Here is a 20,405-nt window from a genome sequence, read left to right as displayed (position 1 = left end):
AATAAAGCATGAGGTGGAAGAATTTATTGATTATTTTGAAGAAGGTGAATGGTTAGGACTACAAGAGAAATAATATATAGAATTGAACACTTAAATAGAATGTTATACTCAGATAAAGTGTTGTTTACAAGACAGTTATTCATGAATGCTATTAAGATCTTAAGGGAGAATAATATAGAATCAAATGATGAAAATGCATTAGCTTTAATTTAATTAGTTAAAGATAATGGTGAGGCTAGGGAGATAGAAAGGGCACTTAATTTATTAAAAAACAAACATTTTGATGAGAATGTTTCCTTATAATAGGTTTAATTATAATGATACTATTAAGATTCAGTATGTTATACTTTATGAATAACTGTAAAATGATTATGATATTGCTCTACTCATAAAAGATAGAATAACTATCGTATTTTTGTGTTTTTCGATTATTTGTAAACAATAAAGGATTAATTGGACGGCTCGTCATAACAACAAGAAATAGCATTAATACACTAGGTAAGACTTGAGGACACTAATTAACAAAACACTTTTGAATTATATATTGATTGTTTACTTAGACGTATTAAGGTAAAATATAATTATTCACATACTGAACAATTATTATGAATGGAGAAACATATAAATGAAAGTATTAGTATCAGGTGGTACAGGTTATATAGGATCACATACAGTAGTAGAACTCATAGCATTAGGACATGAGGTGATTATTGTAGATAATCTATATAATAGTCAAATAGATGTATTAGATAAAATTAAAACCATAACAAAAATTAATAACTTAAAGTTTTATGAAGCAGATTGTTCAAATATGGATGTCATGGATGACATATTTAATAAAGAAAAAGTAGATGCAGTGATCCACTTTGCAGGTTATAAAGCTGTAGGTGAATCTGTTTTGAAACCATTGATGTATTATCAAAATAATTTAAATACTACCATGACACTCGCATCACTATCAGAAAAGTATAAAGTGAAACACTTTATCTTTTCATCATCTGCTACTGTATATGGTGATCAAGTATCACCATTACATGAACTAATGGAGTTAAAGGAAACTACTAATCCATATGGTGAAACAAAGAAGATGAGTGAACGCATCTTAAAAGATTTTTCTCGTAATAACAAAGATATGAACATAACCTTACTTAGATACTTTAATCCTATTGGAGCACATAAGTCTGGTTTAATTGGTGAAAAGCCACAAGGCATACCAAATAACCTTATGCCTTATGTTACTCAAGTAGCAAAAGGTATAAGAGAAAAGTTATTTGTTTTTGGTAATGACTATGACACAGTTGATGGTACTGGTGTTAGAGACTATATCCATGTAGTTGATTTAGCTAAAGGACATATTGCTGCACTAATGAATGCTAAAAGTAATTTTAATATATATAATTTAGGTTCAGGTGTTGGTACAAGTGTTTTAGAACTGATTCATACCTTTGAAAGAATAAATGGTATTAAAATACCTTATGATATAGTAGAAAGAAGACCAGGGGATCTTGCTACTGTTTATGCAGATGCATCTAAAGCGAAAAGAGAACTTCATTGGGAAACTAAGTTAACTCTTGAAGATATGGTTAAAGATGCATGGGCATTTGAAAAGAATTTAAGATAAATCTAATTTACAATGGATACAAAAAATCATATGGGGATGTGATTAATTGATTAAATGGATAAGTATGAAAAACGAAATATTATTGAAATTAGACAACCTTTTGTAGGTTGTCTTTTTGATTGAGTCTATAAAATGGTCTAAAGGTGTTTATAAAGAACGGAATAATCTTAATAGTTGGTGAAAATATTTTAATAATGAAGTGCTTGTTAAAGGGTGATTTATAATATAAAATGTGATGAGGGTATATTTGAAATTATTGTAATGTTAAAAGATTTAGAAAATTAATTTTTTTCGGGTGAAAATAAAGTTATCTCTTGAATAATCATCTTACATGTGGAAATACTAGTTATAAATTTAGATTGCAATAATATTAAAATCTTTACCATCCTAAGATATTGTTCTAAAGTGCTTGAATAATTCATACAAATAGTATATAATAAAATTATTCAATAAACGAACAATAAGGGGAGATATTGTAGTGCACACCAAAAACTTTTTTAAACCCACGATACTTTATAAAGAGTACATGATTCTAAACTTAATTGAAAAAGATTCCAATATTACTCAAAGAGAAATCTCAACAGCAATTAACATTGCTGTTTCTATGGTTAATACATACATTGATATGTATGAAAAACAAGGTTTATTAGAAAAAGAACACATCTCAACTAAAACAGTAAGGTACCATATTACAAAAAAAGGTATTGAAAGAAGAAAACTTCTTAATATTTGGTATTTGGAATCATCCAATAAACTATATAATGAAGCAAAAGATAATATCAGTGTATTCTTGAATAAAATTATCGAAAAAAAGTGTAGTAGGCTGCTATTATATGGAGCTGGTGAAGTAGCAGAGATTATCCTAAAAAGTATGAATGATGATAATAAAATACCACTCAAGGTACTTGCAGTGGTAGATGATAATAAAAATAAAAGAAATCAGTTAATTATAAATACTCCAATCATAGATATAGAGGATATAGTTCGTTATGATCATGATGGCATATTAATATCAAGCTACACGCATAATGATGCTATATATCATAAGTTAATTAAATCTGGGTACCCAGAACACAAAATATTTCATTTTTTTGACAACAACTAATCTAAGGAAAAAACATATATGATATTTAGACTATTTAAAAGAATTTCAGATTTTGTATTATCATTATTAGGATTAATTATCCTCTCCCCTCTATTTTTATTATTAGTCATCATGATAAAACTAGATTCTAAAGGACCTATTTTGTTTAAACAAAAACGTGTAGGTAGACATAAAAAACACTTTAATATCTTAAAGTTTAGAACTATGCGCATAGATACACCTAAGGATACTCCTACACATTTACTGAAGAATCCAGAACAATGGATTACTAAAATGGGTAAATTCCTAAGAAAAACCAGCTTAGATGAATTACCACAAATCATAAATATCCTAAAAGGAGATATGTCCATTGTAGGACCAAGACCAGCTTTATGGAATCAATATGATCTCATTGAAGAAAGAGATAAGTATGGGGCAAATGATATTTATCCAGGTCTAACAGGTTATGCACAAATTAAAGGTAGAGATGAACTACCAATTGATCAAAAAGCAAAACTTGACGGATTTTACACTAAGAACATGGGTTTATGGTTAGACATCAAAGTCTTTTTTGGCACCATCGTTAGCGTTTTTAAATCAGATGGTGTTGTAGAAGGCGGCACAGGTTCAATTGATAAAAATAAGGATCAGAAATAAGGGGTAAAATGAAAAAAATACTTATTACAGGATCTAACAGCTATATAGGAACAAACGTTGAAAAATGGCTGTTAAGAGAACCGGAAAAATATATAGTAGAAACATTAGATATGAAAGATGAAAATTGGAATCAATTTGATTTTTCAGGTTTTGACGTTGTTTTTCATGTAGCAGGAATTGCTCATATAAAAGAAACCAAAAGGAATAAAGACTTATATTATAAAGTGAATCGGGACTTAGCCTATCAAGCAGCATTAAAAGCAAAAGAGTCTGGTGTAAAGCAGTTTATTTTTTTAAGTAGTATGAGCGTATATGGCATGGAAACAGGAATTATTACCAAAGATACAACAACCAATCCTAAAACAGCATACGGAAGATCAAAATTAGATGCTGAAAAACTTATTCAGGAAATAGAAACAAGTGAATTTAAGGTTGCTATTTTAAGACCACCAATGGTTTATGGTCCTGATTCACCTGGTAACTATCAAAGATTGTCTAAACTAGCATTAAAACTTCCGTTTTATCCAAAAATTAATAATCAAAGAAGCATGTTATACATAGATAATCTGTCTATTTATATAAAGCGCTATATAGATAGCAACGCACATGGAATTTTCTTTCCACAAAATAAAGAATATGTAAATACAACCGAATTGATAAGTTTAATAAGGAAATCTCACGGTAAAAAATGTAGAGAGACCAAACTATTCAATTGGATGATTTATCTATTAAAACCGATTGTCTTACAAATAAGTAAAATATTTGGAACATTGTATTATCAATATGATGAAGATAGTATTTGTCTAATAAACTTTCCAGATAGTATAGAAATGATTGAGAAGGAGAAATAATTTAATGCAATACTCAATTTTGATGTCTGTATATTATAAGGACGTACCAAGGTATTTCGATGAAAGTATACAAAGCATGCTTGATCAAACTTATAAAACAAATGATTTTGTGATAGTTTGTGATGGAGAACTCACTCCGGGACTAGAAGAAGTATTAGTTAAATATCAAGAAATACCCTATATTAATATTGTTAGATTAGAAGAAAACATTGGTCTAGGTAAAGCATTGAATCATGGTTTGAATTTTTGTAAAAATGATTTAGTTGCTAGAATGGATAGTGATGATATTTCAGTTCCAGATAGATGTGAAAGACAGCTAGCTATAATGAAGAATAAACCGGAAATATCTATTGTAGGAAGTCATGTTGAAGAATTTGTTGGAGAACCCTCAAAAGTGATTGCAATAAAAAAAGTTCCCCTTGGTCATGACGAAATAATGAAAATGGTAAAAAAAAGAAACCCATTCAATCATCCCACTGTAATGTTTAGGAAAAAAAACATTATAGAGGCTGGTAATTATTTGGATTGCAAATTAAATGAAGATTATTACCTTTGGATAAGAGTTTTGAAAAAAGGATATCTTACTGAAAATATTGATGCTAACCTCGTGAAAATGAGAGTTAATGACGACACATATATGCGTCGTGGGGGCTGGAAATATTTTAAAGAACAAAAAAAGATTTTCAAATATATGTATAAAGAAAAAATGATCAATTTTTTTCAATATGCATATCAAACCGGCGTAAGATTTATCATAAGAGTGATTGTACCAAATAAGATTAGAAAGAAAATTTATCTTAAATATTTAAGAGAAGAGGTTTAAGGATGAAGATACTTTATATCGTTTCGACACTGCAAAGATCGGGACCAATTAACGTTTTGTACAATATCACTAGAGATTTAGATGTAAATGACTATGTAATACTTACTCTATCTCCAGAAGAAAGTGAAAAAAGTATGAAAAGTGATTTTGAAAAGTTGGGTAGCCAAATTATAGCGTTAAATCTAACTAGAATGGTCAGAAAAAAGCAAGTTTTGAACAATATAAAAGAAGTTATTTCTAGTAATAATATAGAGATCATCCATTCACACGGTCTACGAGCGGATTATTATGCGAGTAAGATAAAAGAAGTGGCTCATTTTTCTACGATACATAACTATCCATATGAAGATTATCCTAAAATTTATGGTAAAGTTTTGGGAACTTTCATAGCACAAGCACACATGAAAATTATAAAGAGAATAAATTATCCAATAGCTTGTTCATACGCTATTCAAAAAAAATTCAAAAGAAAAAAAATTGAATTAGAAGTTGTTCAAAATGGTGTAGATACAAAGCGATTCTTTAGGGTCACGCCGGATATGAAAAGGCAAATTAGAGAAAAACTTAATTTACCAACAAATCATATAATTTTAATTAGCACAGGAATGCTTATAAAGAGAAAAAGGCCGATTGAACTTGTAAGAGGGTTTAATAAATTTTTACTAGAAAATCAAATAAATGACTGTACACTTATGGTCTTAGGTAGTGGAAACCTAGAAGAACAGGTTCAAAAAGAAATCAAAGAAAATGTTATTTTGCTTGGAAACAAAAAGGAAGTAGAGACATATTTGCAAGCCTCAGATATATTCATATCGAACTCCTCTTCTGAGGGATTACCAATGGCCGCTTTAGAGGCCTTAGTAACAGGATTATCTACTGTTTTAAGTGACATTGATTCACATAGAGAATTAAAACTAAAAAGTGATGAAATTTCGCTTTTTAAGAATGATATAGAAGACATGATGGAAAAAATTAAAATAGAATATTTTAAAATCAAAAATAATAAGCAATCTAGAGAGATTAATATGGATTTTAGCTCACAGATAATGAGTTCAAGTTATCTTCAAAAATACAAAATTAGTCAAAGGAGAGATAACTAATATGGATTTATTAGTCATTCTATTTGTATCGATTGTCCTTATAGCAACAGTTGTAAAGTATAGAATAAAAGGAGTATTATATCTGTCGGGTTTTATGTTACCTTTTAGAATGGTTCTCTTTAGTGTAAGTGATGTAGATTTTAGATTAAATGATATTTTTTATATTATCTTAATACTAACCTTTACGATAACTAGCATTAAAAATATAGATAAGATAAAAGTAAAGGGTATAAGTGTCATATTTGGGTTTTATTGTATCATGTTACTTAGTATTATATTTAATGTACATAGAATACAAATAAGCAGCGCTTTGATTAGCCTGTTTAGAACTTCTTTAGCTGTTTTTTCTGGATATTTTGTAGCTAAAAATTTAGATAAGGAAGAGAAAAAAAAATTTATTAAATATTGGGTTTTTTCATCAGTCGTCGTAGGAATTATAACAGTCGGAAGTTTTATGTTAAATCCGGAAAATCTAAAAAATATTTTTCAGATTTTCTCATTAAACGTTGCAGATTTTTATGCATTGAAGTTTACTAATAGTCTTTTCTTTGAAGACCCTAATAACTTTGCTGGGTACTTATTAATAAGTATATTCTTATTAATATATTATTTACAGGTTGTTAAGAAAAGAAAAAAAATTATTAGTATTTTACTAATAAGTTTGCTGTTGTTTACATTATTTTTAAGTTTATCTAGAAGCGCCTATATAGGTTTCTTAGTAGGTGCAATGGGCATATACATATTTATGACTAAGAAGGGTAAAATAGTTTCTCAAATAGCATTAATTAGTATCCCGTTTTTTGTATCAATAGCGGCAATTATCGTCTATGATAGACTGATACAAGATGTTTCCGCCTATAGTAGATTGGAGTTATGGGCTGTTGGAATCAAAATGAGTTTTAATAATCCAGTTTTTGGAGTCGGACTTTCTAACTCAACCAATCTATTTTATCAATATGCCCAAAATAATTTGATTATAAATAACCCTCACTTTCACAATTTATTTTTAAAAATAAGTGCTGAACTAGGAATTGTGGGATTATTTTGTTTTATGATCATGTTATGGAAAATATTTAAGCAAGTATTTATAAATTCTAAAAATCCTAAAAATATAATGATATTTGGAATGGCAGCCTTTTTGACACAATCTATTTTTGTAGAGTATTTTGAATCAAGACATTTCTGGTTGTTGTTAGTATTCTTGTACTATGAATTTAACACAAGGGGGGCAAGAAAATGAAGTTAATATCAATCTTAATGCCGGTATATAATGTTAAAGAATATATTGGCGAAGCAATAGAATCAATTCTAAATCAAACATATAAAAATTTTGAATTAATTATCATAGATGACGCCTCCAGTGATGGAACCACTTTAATGATAGAATCGTATGCAAAAAAAGATAGTAGAATTATTCATCTTAAAAATCAAAAAAACGAGAAAATAGTTAGTTCGTTAAATAAAGGATTAGATAGGGCCAAGGGGGATTATATTTGCCGGATGGATGGGGATGATATAAGTGAATTGGATAGACTTGAGAAAAAAATAGACTATATGGAAAGAAACCCAGAAATAGATATTTTGGGTTGTAGTGTGTATACAATCAATCAAAATGGGAAAGAACTTGGAAAAAACACATTATTAGAAGATTTTAAAACGATTAAAAAAACTATTAAATACTCTTCTCCAATCTTACACATATGGATGGCCAAGAAAGAAGTTTATGACACTGTTGGAAAATATAGAAACATTTCTTATGTTGAAGACTATGATTTTTTATTAAGATCAATTAAACATGGTTTCATCTTATCAAATCTTGAAGATTACTATGGGTATAGAGTTAGAATAAGAGAAGGCAATACACAATCAACGGCAGGTATTTATCAGAGAAAAGCCCATAGATACTGTTATGATTTATACTTGAAGGAAAAGACAGGTGAAGACTTGTTTTCAGAGTCTAAATTCAAAAAAGCGATAGAGTCTACAGAAAAAGAGATTAAAAAATACATGACCTCATCTGATTTTTTATTAAGAGCTATTGCAGAGAAAAATAAAATCAAGAAAATGTATTTACTTACAAGAGCCTACTGTAGTTCTTCAGAACAAAGAAAATATTTGAACAGAAGAATTTTGTATAGATTAAAAACGTAAAAGTTAGGAGAAAAAACGTGGAAGATATTAAAGTTTATGTTACAACTCACAAAGAAACAGACATAATTAATAAAAAAATAACCTCAATATATCAAAAATTATTTGTAGGTGCAGAAAATAAAATAATACCAGAAGGGTACTTATCAGATTCATTTCCGGGTGGAATTTCACATAAAAATAAGAATTATAGTGAACTAACAGGGCAATATTATATTTGGAAAAACGCTAATGCAAAAATTGTAGGGTTGATACACTATAGAAGAATTCTATCGAAGAGTAAAAGCAATTTTTTTTATAAGGCTCTTAATGAAAAGCAAATTAAAAAAGCGCTAAGCAAAGCAGATGTAATTGTACCTAAAAGAGAGAAAATGTTGAGACATACTGTAGAATCCTACTATTCTAAGGCTCACTACAAAAAAGATTATGAAATTATAAGAGAAATTATTTCAGAAAAACACCCAGACTATGTAGAAGCTTTTGAGAAGGTCTCTAATCAAAAACACTTGTTTTTAGCGAATATTTTAATTACAAAGAAAGAATATTTTGATCAATATAGTGAATGGTTATTTTCGGTTCTTTTTGAATTGGAAAAAAGAAGTGACATAACTTCATATGATTCTTATCAAGCAAGAATATACGGTTTTATCTCAGAAAGATTAATTAATGTTTGGATAGAAAAAAATAATCTTAAGGTCAAAGAATATAGAATGATCAATCTTGATCAAAATCAGTTGTTATTTAAGTTAAAAAAAGTTAGATATAAGATAATGGAGTTTTTTGAAAAATGAAAAAATATGATTATATAATAGTAGGTTCTGGTTTATATGGGGCTATATTTGCCTACGAGGCAAAAAAAAGAGGAAAGAACGTTTTAGTTCTTGAAAAAAGATCTCATATTGGTGGAAATCTATATACTAAAGAAGTTGAGGGCATCAATGTCCACGTATATGGAGCACATATTTTTCATACCTCGAATAAAAAGGTTTGGGATTATGTGAATCAGTTTACTGAGTTTAATAACTACATAAATTCTCCAATAGCTAATTATAAAGGCGAAATTTATAATTTACCTTTCAATATGAATACATTTAGTAAATTATGGGGAGTCATAACGCCTGAAGAAGCATATAAAAAGATTGAAGAACAAAGAAGCGGTATGTTCACAAAAGAACCCAAAAACCTTGAAGAACAAGCAATCAACTTGGTAGGAATTGATATTTATGAAAAACTTATAAAAGGTTATACTGAGAAACAATGGGGAAGAAAATGCACTGAATTACCGCCTTTTATTATAAAAAGATTACCGGTGAGATTTACCTATAATAATAATTACTTCAATGATAGATATCAAGGGATTCCAATTGGTGGATATACTCAAATATTTGATAAATTGCTAGATGGGATTGAAGTGAAATTAAATGTCGATTACTTTAGTCAAAAGGAATACTATGATGAAATGGCTGATAAGATTTTATACACAGGTCCATTAGATCAATTCTATAATTATAGTGAGGGAGTTTTAGAATATAGAAGTCTAAGATTTGAGCACGAGATAAAAGATATGAGTAATTTCCAAGGTAATGCCGTTGTAAATTATACAGATGCAGAAACACCTTACACAAGAATTTTAGAACATAAACACTTTGAAATGGTTGATACTAATAAGACAGTAGTTACTAAGGAATATTCTATAGATTGGACGCTGGGAATAGAACCATATTATCCAATCAATGATGAAGTAAATCAAATAATTTATGATAAGTATAAACAATTATCAGACAAAGAACCTAAGCACATCTTTGGTGGTAGACTAGCAGAATATAAATATTATGATATGCATATCATTGTAGAGCGAGTTTTAGAACTAGTGAGCAAAGAGTTTCCAAATGAGTAAGAGTATAACTAAAAATTACTTATATAATTTTTTATATCAATTACTTATTATAATTATTCCGGTAATACTCATTCCATATTTATCAAGAATACTGCTTCCAGAAGGATTAGGAGAGTATTCATATCATTATTCCATTGTTACCTACTTTTCTTATGCAGCGGTTTTAGGTGTTCAGTTGTATGCTACTAAGCTAATTTCTGAAAAAAGGGAAAGTGCCGAAGAAACCAAACAAGCTTTTGTTGAAGTTTTTCTTATTAAAGCAATAACGAGTTTAATATCAATTGCAGTATTTATAGCGATGTATCTTACCAAACTCATCCCCAACACTAATTTGATTTTAATTCAAAGTTTGGTGTTAATAGCTAACTTATTAGATATCACTTGGTATTTTACTGGAAGAGAAAACTTTAAGGCAATCGTAGTTAGAAACTTATTAATTAGAACTACCTCTTTTGCTATGATACTTATTTTTGTAAACAAACCGCAAGATATCTACATATATGCATTCATTATGATTGGAACTGAAATACTATCTCAAGTAATTATGTGGGCAGGTCTCATTAAGGAGAAAGTTTTATTTGTAAAAATAGAAAAAATAACACTCTTGAATATACAAAAACACTTCAAAGGGCTTGTGATATTATTTATTCCACAATTGATAACACTTTTCTATAATAATGCAACCATTACTATTTTAGGTATGGTATCAACAAAAACAGAAGTAGGATATTTTGATGTTGCCGCAAAAATAACTAATACATTACTTGTTTTAATAACAACTTTAGGATTGGTGGTTATGCCACAAATAAGTTATTTGATCGCCAATGATGAGAATGGAAAGGTAAATGAAATATTAACCAAATCTGTAAAAGCTATGTTATTTTTGGCTTATCCAATCACTCTTGGTTTTTTTGTTTTGACACCAATCACAATTCCATGGTTTTTGGGCGAGGCGTACGCTTCAGCGGTTTGGGTTTGTGGGATATATTCATTAAAAATCATATTTATAGCAGTAAGTAATATTATTGGGATACAATACTTGATCCCCAAAGGAAATAATGGGAAGTATATTTTGTCTGTCGCAGCAGGAGCAATTATCAATTTAGGTTTATTGTTTTTGACAGCACCTTACATTGGTGCTCTAGGGGCTGCTATTGCACTTGTGGTTGCAGAGTTTTTTGTTACAACGGTTCAAATCTTTGTAACAAGAAAAGAAATAAATTTTATTAATAAAATAAGAAGTACATATAAATCTTTTATTTCATCAGTTGTGATGAGTATTACTCTTTTCTTAATAATTAGTTTCTTTCCATTTGAATCTATACTATCTAGATTTAATAGTGCAAGTGAAGTATTTGTAGTGAATGGCCTGATTAACTTAGGAATAGTTTTTATTGGAGGTTGCATCTATCTTATAACCAATAAAATTCTTAAAAATGATATACAAAAATTAATTATTGAAAAAGGAAAAGATTTATTTGTAAGAAGTAGACATAAATAATGAACGAATAATGCTTACTTTTTTAGGTTTGATATTAGCACTAACACTTGTTGCATGTTCAGGCACAAACTCAAACGATGGAAGACAATACGATTATTTTTCAAAAGTATTGGAAGAATATGATAAAAAAATAGAAGCAATAGAAAAAGAAAATGTTACCAGTTCAAAACATTACTCACAAATTTAATGTAACAAATTATAATGCACCATAAGATAGAAATAGTTATCTTATCAGCAAATGATTTTATGGAATTGATATAATGTTGTTTAATTGTATTATAATAGGTTGAATGAAATATATTTTTAAATTACTGTATTAACTTAAGGTTGAAGTTATAAATAAATAAATAAAAGAAAGGTAAGCATACTCAATTTTTGATTTTTTGAGTGTGTAAGTATAGAAATGAAAAAAATTTTATCGACCTTTATGTCGATATTATTAGCACTTGTATTGATTTCTTGTGCAAATGCTGAAGAAATTGATTCATCTTTCGACGATATTAATGATCGAATTGATCTAATCGAAGAAAGTCTTGAAGAACAAAAGGAAGAATATGAGCAACAAATTAGTGAACTTTAAAATGAAATAAATGATTTAGAAACACTGGTTTTGGAATTGCGTGTTATCATCGATGCTCAAAAATCGAAATTCGAAGTTGATTTAGAACATCTTAAAGAAGAATATGATGCTAAACTTGTGGACCAAGAAGCACTATACGATGAATCTTTAGTAACTTTAGAATCATTATTCAATGCTAGTTTAGATGCGCAAAAAGAATTATACGACCAACTTATATCAAATCAAAAAGCTGAATATGAACAAGCACTAGCGGATGCTATAAGTCAATTTAATGAAGAACTAGCAATACAGACACACGATTTTGAAGTGGCATTAAGTAGACTTGAACAAAAACTTGCAGATTTAAATTCTAAACTTTACATATATGAATACTCAACATTTGTATTTAATCAAGTTGAAGATTCATTGATTGGTACATTAAGTTATGAACTCTCACTACCTAATTCAACAACATTAACAGTTGAAGGTATTAAATTTACATTAAGACATCCTTTGACAGGAAAAATAAGTACTGTTAATCCAATCATATCAGTAAACCAGTTTGAAGATATATCTGGTGAATTTGAATTAGAAGTTGAATTCCATGGATATTTTGAGATGACTATTGAATTAACTTACATTGATTCAATCGGAGATCAAGGAATTCTTACGTTTAAATTACCTGTAATGTATAAGGTGGATCAAGTTAATTTTGCATGGCTACATGCAACAATGCCTGTATTATTATTTGCATCAGACTTATTAAACAATAAATATCCAGGATATACTTATGTTGAAATTGAACGTGCTGCAACTTATGACTTTAATAAACTTCCTGAAAAGGCACTTAAATATCCATTAGCTGTATCAGCTTCTGGTGGCAATTATACACAAACACAAATCCCAAATTTTTACACTAATGTCACTCATGGTCAAAGCAATAAAATGATTGAATGGATGAAAGAATTATATTCAATTAATCCAAACACGAATTTCAAAATTTTAGGAGTAGATAATGATTTAACTGTTATTACTAGTTCAATTTTATCTGGTATTCCTTTTGAAAGATTATCATTTGTAATTTATACAGATGGTTCATTTACTACGTCAATGATTAATTCAAGTTTCTCTACACTAAGTCAATTTAATAGTCTATATACATTATTTGAAAACTGGTTAAATGGAAATGTAAGTGGTTCAAACATTTTAGCACATATGCAAAGTTATTATGTTTTAACTTCAACAAAACTTGATAATTTTGAATATGTTGTTAACTCAATATCTGGTTGGAATCTAGAACATGATCTAATGGAATTGATTAATGATGAATTAAATGTCCGCGTATTGTCAGTATCTGATGCGTTTGGTTCTTTAGAAACAATTGGTAAACTTGATGAATTAGAATACTTATTAAAGACACGTTGGGGTTCAGAACCTAATGAAAGTATGATGGCATACTTTACTGGTAATCCAGTAAAAAATTTATTAATTTTAGGTACATCACCTACAGGTGAAGTGAATGCTCAATTCGCTTCATTTGATAAACACCTAGAAAAGATCGTTGAACTTTATGGTGATGAATATAAGATTTTCTATAAGGGGCATCCACGTTATCCATCGGAACCTCAAAGAGTTCAATTGTTTGAAAATAACAATGTTATTGAATTACCAAACAGTATTCCTGTAGAGACATTGATGCTTTTATATGAAAATGTATATGTTGGAGGATACAATGGAACATCATTCCAATCATCATTAAAAGATCAAACAGTATTCTTGTTTGGTACTCAAGCATTAATTAAAGGTAATGCAACAATGAAGAATTTAATTGAAACTACAGATATATTTAGTAATACCGTCTATTTAACTGTTGATAGTAACGGTGAAGTTGTAGTTCAATAAAATATAGAATTTACTCAGGCCCTTTAAAATAGTTGGTGTAAAATCCAAATAAGGCTTTCCAAAAGCTAGTGTAAAAATACCTTCAATTAGTTGGTGTACACCCAAAAGGCGCTATTTTAGCGCCTTTTTTGTTATCGTAACCTAGTTTTGAATTGGGGACAAATTAAGAACATAAAGCCTCAAAAACACCTTAAAGAAATTCTTTTATTATCAATACCAATAATTTCTGTTCAAATGTATACACAATTTGATAGAACTATGGTTATGTTGTTATCTGATAATACAAATTCAGGATTATATGATCAATCATTAAAAATGGCTAAAATAATAAATCCATTTATAAGTAGTTTGTCAATTGCCATTCTACCTAGAATTGCAAATCTCTACTATAGTAATAACTCTCTTGAGATTAAACGGTTATTGAATAAATCATTAAGTTTTACAATAATCACTGGATTATTTTTATATGGGATGGTTATTCTTATATCTCCACAATTTGTATTATTGTTCTTTGGTGAATCATTTCCAAGTATAATTATAATGGTTCAACTGGCATCAATTCTCATAGTTTTAATCCCTATAGGTGGGGTATTTTCCAATCAGATTGCTTTACCTTTAAATAGAACAAGAGCATTTGTTTTACCTACAATAATAGGTGCATTATTAAATATTTTACTTGGGGTATTACTTATTCCGAAAAATGGTGCAATTGGTGCAATCTACTCTATAATAATGACTGAGTTTGTAGTTTGTAGTATTAGAATCTATATGGTAAAAGATTTTATAAGTATTAAAAAACACTTAATAGAGCATATTTATTTCATTACAATATATATAATTTTAGTTTTTGTAGGTAGTATTCTTAATGGAATATTAATATTTAGCACAATTGTGAATACAATTATATTGATAACTATGTATATATTCATGTATTTTATATTTATCATCTTTAATAAAAATCATAGAAATAAATTATTTAATTTTATTAGTAGGAGATAGGACAATATTAATAGTGAAAAATCAGAATTAATTAAAAACTTAGGAGGATTTACAAGTGAAAAGGGTAATGACATATGGTACTTTTGATTTGCTGCATTATGGGCATATAAATATTTTGCAAAGAGCTAAGAGTTTGGGTGACTACCTAATTGTTGGACTTTCTACAGGTGATTTTAATAATCTAAAGGGGAAAAAGTCATATTTTAATTATGAAAACAGAAAAAACTACTTGAATCTATAAGATACGTTGATCTTGTAATTCCTGAAGAAAATTGGGAACAAAAAATTGAAGATATTAAAAGGTATTCAATTGATATTTTTGTTATTGGTGATGACTGGAAAGGTAAGTTTGATTTTTTAAAGGATTATTGCGAAGTTGTATATTTGACAAGAACTCCAGAAATTTCAACTACTCAAATTAAGAAAGACCTAGATAATAAAAAGGGTGAATAATTTTTTCAATAATTGAAAATATGCTATAATAAACACTGACTAAACATCAGTGTTTTTCTTTAGGAGGAATCAATCATGTGTGGAATTGTAGGTTATATAGGATCATCAAATGCTAGAAATATCATCATTGAAGGATTGAAGAAATTAGAGTACCGTGGATATGATTCTGCAGGAATCACATTATATAATTTATCCTCAAATCTTTTTAACATTTATAAGGATATCGGTAGGGTTTCAACACTATCTAAAACAACGCACAACATACTTTCTAACATTGGTATAGGACATACAAGATGGGCAACCCATGGAAAAGTAAATGCAGTTAATGCACACCCTCACCAGTCCAGTTCAGGTCGTTTTATTATTGTCCACAATGGAGTAATTGAAAATTTTAAACAATTAAAAAATCAATACTTAAAAAATCACATCTTTATCAGTGAAACAGATACAGAAGTTATTGCTCACTTGATTGATAGTTTTTCAACCATCATGGATGTTGAAAAATCTATTGTTTCTACATTAAATTTACTTCAAGGGTCTTACGCTTTACTTAGTATTGATAACAAAGATCCAAATACTATCTATGCTGCTAAGAATAAACCACCTTTGATTATAGGGAAAGATGAAGAAGGAGTTACTATTACATCAGACATATTAGCACTCGCTGGATATGCTAAAACATATCATGTTTTAGCTGATAAAACATTTGTTGTTAGTAAGAAAGATTCCGTCAAATTATACGATTATGATTTAAATGAACTTCAAGTTCAATTCGATGAATTCAACTTTGATATTAAATCTTCTGAAAAAGGAATCTTTGAACATTTTATGTTGAAAGAAATTCATGAACAACCTACTGTGATTAGAAGAATCATGAAGAAATATATTCATGACTCTTCAATAAATATCAATCAATCTCTTTTAAATGATTTAAAGAAATCCAGTCGTATTTATATACTAGCAGCTGGAACATCCATGCATGCAGGTATTGTTGGCAAGAAAATAATTGAAGACTTAATTAAAAAACCAGTTGAGGCACATATTGCATCTGAGTTTGCTTATAACACACCACTTATTGATCCAAATGCTTTTTTCATACTGATATCACAAAGTGGTGAAATAGCTGATTTAAGAACATGCTTAACAAAACTAAAAAACAAGATTATAAAACATTAACCATAACTAACGTTATTACATCTACACTTGCAAGAGAGTCTCTTTATGCCTTAGAGATTTTTGCTGGTCCTGAGATTGCTGTTGCATCCACAAAAGCATATGTTGCTCAAATTGCGATGTTATTTATACTTGCATATGCTTTATCAGATAAAACAATTGATATACAATATGAACTATCAAAAACCGCACAAGCAATGGAAAATTTCCTATTAAGTGATAGCCATATCAGGGATTTAGTGGTAAAATATATAAACACGAAACATGCCCTCTACATTGGTAGAGGCATGGATTATGCAACATCATTAGAGGCTGCATTAAAACTGAAAGAGATATCATATATCCATACAGAAGGTTTAGCTGCAGGTGAACTAAAACATGGAACAATCGCATTAATAGAGGATAAAACCCCTGTTATTGCTATAATATCTCATGAATCGATTATTTTGAATACAAGAAGTAATTTAGAAGAAACAGTGTCTAGAGGCGCTATACCTATCGTTATTACATTAGAATCTCTCAAAAGTAAAGGGGATGATATTATCTTAGAAGATGTACATCCACTTTTAACACCGATTCTAACCATATTACCCGCACAACTTATAGCATATTATGCAGCTTATGAATTAGGATATGATATTGATAAACCAAGAAATCTCGCAAAGAGTGTTACTATAGAATAGGGGAATTTATATGAACAAAAAATATTTTGGAACCGATGGCATTAGAGGTACAGCATTTGAAAAATTAAATTCAAAACTAGCATTTAAATTAGGTCAAGCCATCGCTAAAAAGTTTAGTCCTAGTGAAATCATCATTGGTCAAGATACTAGACTATCTTCAAACATGCTTGCATATGGTGTTGCATATGGTGCAGCACTAGCTGGAGTAAATGTAAAAATAGCAGGTGTTGTTTCAACACCTATGGTTGCTTATTACTCTAAAGTGAAAGACATCATAGGAGTTATGATCACTGCATCTCATAATCCATATACTGATAATGGGATTAAGGTCATCAAATCAGGATATAAGATGCTTGATGAAGAAGAACTTAATTTAGAGACCTATATTGATGATAATGAGGTTTTATCTTCATCTAAACTGGGTGCAATTGAAATTACTCATGATGTAGAAGACATCTACTTGAAGGTTTATGAGGACTTACAAGTACCTAAAACATCCTTGAAAATTACTTATGATTCTGCAAATGGTGCTAACTATCTTATTTCTAAAAAAGTAATAGAATCTTTTGCATCACACACCTATCAAATAGGCAATACACCAGATGGCTTAAATATTAACCTAAATGTTGGATCAACTCATTTAGATGCTATTACAAATGCTGTTAAAAATAATGGGTCAGATATTGGACTATCTTTTGATGGTGATGGAGATCGTATACTAGTCATAGATAAAGATGGAATTACCTATGATGGAGACTATATAGTCTACATCATAGCTAAGTATTTAAAATCTAAAGGAAAACTAAAAAAAGATACAGTAGTCTTAACTCAAATGAGTAATCCTGGTATGCTTAAAGCATTTAAGTCTCTAGGTATCAAAGTACTTCAAACTCCAGTAGGAGATAAATATGTATCTGAAGAAATTATGAATCACGATTTAAGCATAGGTGGAGAAAATTCAGGACATATCATTATAAATGACCTGCTACCTTCAGGTGATGGGTTATTCGCAGGTGTTTATATCCTAAAGATTTTAGAAGAACATAAAACATCACTAAAAGATTATACAAAAGAAGTAGAAATGTATCCTCAAAAAATGGTCAACATCAAAAATGTTAACAAAGAAGTACTTAAACATCCCGAAATGATTAAATTAGTAGAAGAAGTTAGAAGAAATCTACCAGAAGATTCTTTATTATTAGTACGTCCTAGTGGCACAGAACCCTTAGTTCGTGTTACAATAAGTTGTCAAGATATCTTAGAACTTGATAAGTACATGGAACTACTTGTTACTAAGATACAAAATCTGGGGAGTTTAAATAAATGAAAAATTATGCTTTAGTACTTGCTGCCGGTAAAGGCACTCGTATGAAATCGGATATACCTAAAGTTGCTTTTCCAATACTAAGAAAACCAATGATTGAGTATATTGTAGAAAATATCGAAAAATCAAGTGTAGAAGAAATATACCTTGTATTAGGATATAAAAGAGAAGTGGTAGAAGGTATTGTTAAAGACCGTGCTAAGTATGTCTATCAAGAAGAACAACTAGGTACTGGCCATGCAGCCATGATGGCTGCACCAGTACTATCTAAACTAGATGGTAATACTTTTATTATGCCTGGTGATGTACCACTCATTTGGTATAAATCTATTGATAGAATGTTTGCTGTTCATGAAGACAATGGTAATGATTTTACAATCGTTACAGCCCATTATGATGATCCAGAAGGTTATGGACGTATTGTGCGTAATGAACAAGGTGTCATTCAACGTATTGTTGAAGAAAAAGATGCTAATGACTTTGAAAAAGAAATTAAAGAAGTCAATACTGGTATTTATATAGTTAATAACAAAAAGTTCTTTTCTTTATTAAAAAACTTAAATAACAACAACGCTAAAGGTGAGTACTATATCACTGATATGGTAGAGTTAATGAAAAAGGATTATAAGATAGGTTCATATATGATCAAAAATAACTCTTTAGCCATGGGTGTAAATGACTTATATGCAATCAGCAAAGCTGAGAAGTATTTAAGAGAATATATTAATAAAGATCATATGCTAAATGGGGTATCAATGATTAACCCAGAAACCATTACAATAGGACATAACGTCATTATTGAACCAGGTGTTACAATTAACCCAAATACTACAATTACTGGAGAGACAGTAATTAAAGCAGGAGCAATTGTAGGACCTAATACAGAAATACATAACTCACGTATTGATAGTCATGTAGTTGTCAGACACAGTCTTGTTTATGATAGTATCGTTAGAGAAGGAACAACAGTTGGTCCATTTGCTCACTTAAGAGATCATGCTGATATTGGTACACATAATAGAATCGGTAACTTCGTAGAGGTTAAAAAATCTAGTACAGGACACAACACCAAAGCAAGTCACCTAGCTTACATTGGTGATTCAGTCGTTGGTGAATCTGTTAACTTTGGTTGTGGTTCTGTTACAGTGAACTACGATGGTAAGTTAAAACATAAAACTGAAATAGGGGACAATGTCTTTATTGGATGCAATACAAACCTTATTGCACCAATAAAAATTGGAGACAATGTCTTTATTGCAGCTGGTTCAACAGTGACTAAGGACATTCCTAATAACGGGTTTGCTATTGCAAGAAGCCGTCAAGTCACTAAAGAAGACTACTCAAAATACTTGATAAAACCAAAAGAAAATAAAGAATAAATAATAGAATATATCCTCCAAAGTAATTTCACCTAGTAATAAGATTATACTTACTATTTATTGATTACTTTGGAGGTGTTTTATTTGCTAACCAGATAAAAATATTAAATAATTCGAGGAAACCAGATAATTGACTTTATTTAGAAAAAGAAAAAAGAATCAAAAGTTTAGCAAGGAACATCTAGTATATGATTCGAATGCTCCAATCATGAATACATATAAATACCCAATTGCAATGTATGCTACAAGAC

At 29.3% G+C, this 20,405-nt stretch carries 18 protein-coding genes and 2 pseudogenes; all 20 read left to right on the top strand.

The window, feature by feature from the left end; all coding sequences use genetic code 11:
- Window positions 1-48: 48 nt before the first annotated feature.
- Entirely contained in the window at window positions 49-213 is a 165-nt protein-coding gene (locus tag IY230_RS06250) for a hypothetical protein (protein ID WP_196370757.1), read from the top strand.
- A gap of 412 nt (window positions 214-625) precedes the next feature.
- Window positions 626-1,621: a UDP-glucose 4-epimerase GalE gene (gene galE / locus IY230_RS06245; RefSeq protein WP_196370755.1), complete on the top strand. Its 996-nt coding sequence runs from the start codon at window positions 626-628 to the stop codon at window positions 1,619-1,621.
- 478 nt (window positions 1,622-2,099) lie between these two features.
- The gene (locus IY230_RS06240) at window positions 2,100-2,726 is read left to right on the top strand and encodes a winged helix-turn-helix transcriptional regulator (RefSeq protein ID WP_196370753.1); all 627 of its coding nucleotides are present in this window, start codon (window positions 2,100-2,102) and stop codon (window positions 2,724-2,726) included.
- Window positions 2,727-2,747: 21 nt separating this feature from the next.
- Window positions 2,748-3,362: a sugar transferase gene (locus IY230_RS06235; protein WP_374978446.1), complete on the top strand. Its 615-nt coding sequence runs from the start codon at window positions 2,748-2,750 to the stop codon at window positions 3,360-3,362.
- Between the two features lie 8 nt (window positions 3,363-3,370).
- Window positions 3,371-4,213 (top strand): NAD-dependent epimerase/dehydratase family protein, encoded by an 843-nt coding sequence (locus IY230_RS06230; RefSeq protein WP_196370751.1) that lies wholly within the window; start codon window positions 3,371-3,373, stop codon window positions 4,211-4,213.
- 4 nt (window positions 4,214-4,217) lie between these two features.
- Complete coding sequence (locus IY230_RS06225) at window positions 4,218-5,036, top strand: glycosyltransferase (RefSeq protein WP_196370750.1); 819 nt, start codon at window positions 4,218-4,220, stop codon at window positions 5,034-5,036.
- A gap of 2 nt (window positions 5,037-5,038) precedes the next feature.
- Window positions 5,039-6,136 (top strand): glycosyltransferase family 4 protein, encoded by a 1,098-nt coding sequence (locus tag IY230_RS06220; RefSeq protein WP_196370749.1) that lies wholly within the window; start codon window positions 5,039-5,041, stop codon window positions 6,134-6,136.
- Window position 6,137: 1 nt separating this feature from the next.
- Window positions 6,138-7,376, top strand: a complete 1,239-nt coding sequence (locus tag IY230_RS06215; protein ID WP_196370748.1) for an O-antigen ligase family protein — start codon at window positions 6,138-6,140, stop codon at window positions 7,374-7,376.
- Window positions 7,373-8,287, top strand: a complete 915-nt coding sequence (locus tag IY230_RS06210) for a glycosyltransferase family 2 protein (RefSeq protein WP_196370747.1) — start codon at window positions 7,373-7,375, stop codon at window positions 8,285-8,287. The genes IY230_RS06215 and IY230_RS06210 overlap by 4 nt, the downstream gene beginning before the upstream one ends.
- A 17-nt stretch (window positions 8,288-8,304) precedes the next feature.
- Window positions 8,305-9,075 (top strand): DUF4422 domain-containing protein, encoded by a 771-nt coding sequence (locus tag IY230_RS06205; protein ID WP_045749034.1) that lies wholly within the window; start codon window positions 8,305-8,307, stop codon window positions 9,073-9,075.
- The gene (glf, locus tag IY230_RS06200; protein WP_196370745.1) at window positions 9,072-10,181 is read left to right on the top strand and encodes a UDP-galactopyranose mutase; all 1,110 of its coding nucleotides are present in this window, start codon (window positions 9,072-9,074) and stop codon (window positions 10,179-10,181) included. Before IY230_RS06205 ends, glf begins: the two co-directional genes overlap by 4 nt.
- Window positions 10,174-11,682, top strand: a complete 1,509-nt coding sequence (locus IY230_RS06195; protein WP_196370743.1) for an oligosaccharide flippase family protein — start codon at window positions 10,174-10,176, stop codon at window positions 11,680-11,682. Before glf ends, IY230_RS06195 begins: the two co-directional genes overlap by 8 nt.
- A gap of 10 nt (window positions 11,683-11,692) precedes the next feature.
- Entirely contained in the window at window positions 11,693-11,869 is a 177-nt protein-coding gene (locus tag IY230_RS06190; RefSeq protein WP_196370738.1) for a hypothetical protein, read from the top strand.
- Window positions 11,870-12,109: 240 nt separating this feature from the next.
- Entirely contained in the window at window positions 12,110-12,262 is a 153-nt protein-coding gene (locus IY230_RS06185) for a hypothetical protein (protein ID WP_196370736.1), read from the top strand.
- A gap of 30 nt (window positions 12,263-12,292) precedes the next feature.
- Window positions 12,293-14,143, top strand: coding sequence for a hypothetical protein (locus tag IY230_RS06180; protein ID WP_196370734.1), 1,851 nt, complete (start codon window positions 12,293-12,295; stop codon window positions 14,141-14,143).
- Between the two features lie 147 nt (window positions 14,144-14,290).
- Window positions 14,291-15,142 (top strand): polysaccharide biosynthesis C-terminal domain-containing protein, encoded by an 852-nt coding sequence (locus tag IY230_RS06175; RefSeq protein ID WP_196370732.1) that lies wholly within the window; start codon window positions 14,291-14,293, stop codon window positions 15,140-15,142.
- Between the two features lie 55 nt (window positions 15,143-15,197).
- Window positions 15,198-15,595, top strand: a pseudogene (gene tagD, locus IY230_RS06170) (glycerol-3-phosphate cytidylyltransferase).
- Window positions 15,596-15,670: 75 nt separating this feature from the next.
- A pseudogene (gene glmS, locus IY230_RS06795) lies at window positions 15,671-17,451 on the top strand (glutamine--fructose-6-phosphate transaminase (isomerizing)).
- A 10-nt stretch (window positions 17,452-17,461) separates the two neighbouring features.
- The gene (locus IY230_RS06160) at window positions 17,462-18,778 is read left to right on the top strand and encodes a phosphoglucosamine mutase (protein WP_196370730.1); all 1,317 of its coding nucleotides are present in this window, start codon (window positions 17,462-17,464) and stop codon (window positions 18,776-18,778) included.
- A complete protein-coding gene (glmU, locus tag IY230_RS06155; RefSeq protein ID WP_196370728.1) occupies window positions 18,775-20,154 on the top strand; it encodes a bifunctional UDP-N-acetylglucosamine diphosphorylase/glucosamine-1-phosphate N-acetyltransferase GlmU in 1,380 nt (459 codons plus the stop codon). Before IY230_RS06160 ends, glmU begins: the two co-directional genes overlap by 4 nt.
- The last annotated feature ends 251 nt before the right edge of the window (window positions 20,155-20,405 follow it).

Source organism: Acholeplasma laidlawii, assembly GCF_015709225.1.
Taxonomy (GTDB): Bacteria; Bacillota_I; Bacilli_A; order Acholeplasmatales; family Acholeplasmataceae; genus Acholeplasma; species Acholeplasma laidlawii_A.
Note: the sequence above shows the minus strand (reverse complement) of the source record. Positions and strands in the feature narration are given on the sequence as shown.

Coding starts and splice junctions, on each gene's coding strand:
- IY230_RS06160 (WP_196370730.1), top strand. CDS start 17,462: ATGAACAAAAAATATTTTGGAACCGATGGCATTAGAGGTACAGCATTT.
- IY230_RS06190 (WP_196370738.1), top strand. CDS start 11,693: ATGCTTACTTTTTTAGGTTTGATATTAGCACTAACACTTGTTGCATGT.
- IY230_RS06195 (WP_196370743.1), top strand. CDS start 10,174: ATGAGTAAGAGTATAACTAAAAATTACTTATATAATTTTTTATATCAA.
- IY230_RS06250 (WP_196370757.1), top strand. CDS start 49: ATGGTTAGGACTACAAGAGAAATAATATATAGAATTGAACACTTAAAT.
- glf (WP_196370745.1), top strand. CDS start 9,072: ATGAAAAAATATGATTATATAATAGTAGGTTCTGGTTTATATGGGGCT.
- IY230_RS06215 (WP_196370748.1), top strand. CDS start 6,138: ATGGATTTATTAGTCATTCTATTTGTATCGATTGTCCTTATAGCAACA.
- glmU (WP_196370728.1), top strand. CDS start 18,775: ATGAAAAATTATGCTTTAGTACTTGCTGCCGGTAAAGGCACTCGTATG.
- IY230_RS06210 (WP_196370747.1), top strand. CDS start 7,373: ATGAAGTTAATATCAATCTTAATGCCGGTATATAATGTTAAAGAATAT.
- IY230_RS06230 (WP_196370751.1), top strand. CDS start 3,371: ATGAAAAAAATACTTATTACAGGATCTAACAGCTATATAGGAACAAAC.
- galE (WP_196370755.1), top strand. CDS start 626: ATGAAAGTATTAGTATCAGGTGGTACAGGTTATATAGGATCACATACA.
- IY230_RS06220 (WP_196370749.1), top strand. CDS start 5,039: ATGAAGATACTTTATATCGTTTCGACACTGCAAAGATCGGGACCAATT.
- IY230_RS06185 (WP_196370736.1), top strand. CDS start 12,110: ATGTCGATATTATTAGCACTTGTATTGATTTCTTGTGCAAATGCTGAA.
- IY230_RS06225 (WP_196370750.1), top strand. CDS start 4,218: ATGCAATACTCAATTTTGATGTCTGTATATTATAAGGACGTACCAAGG.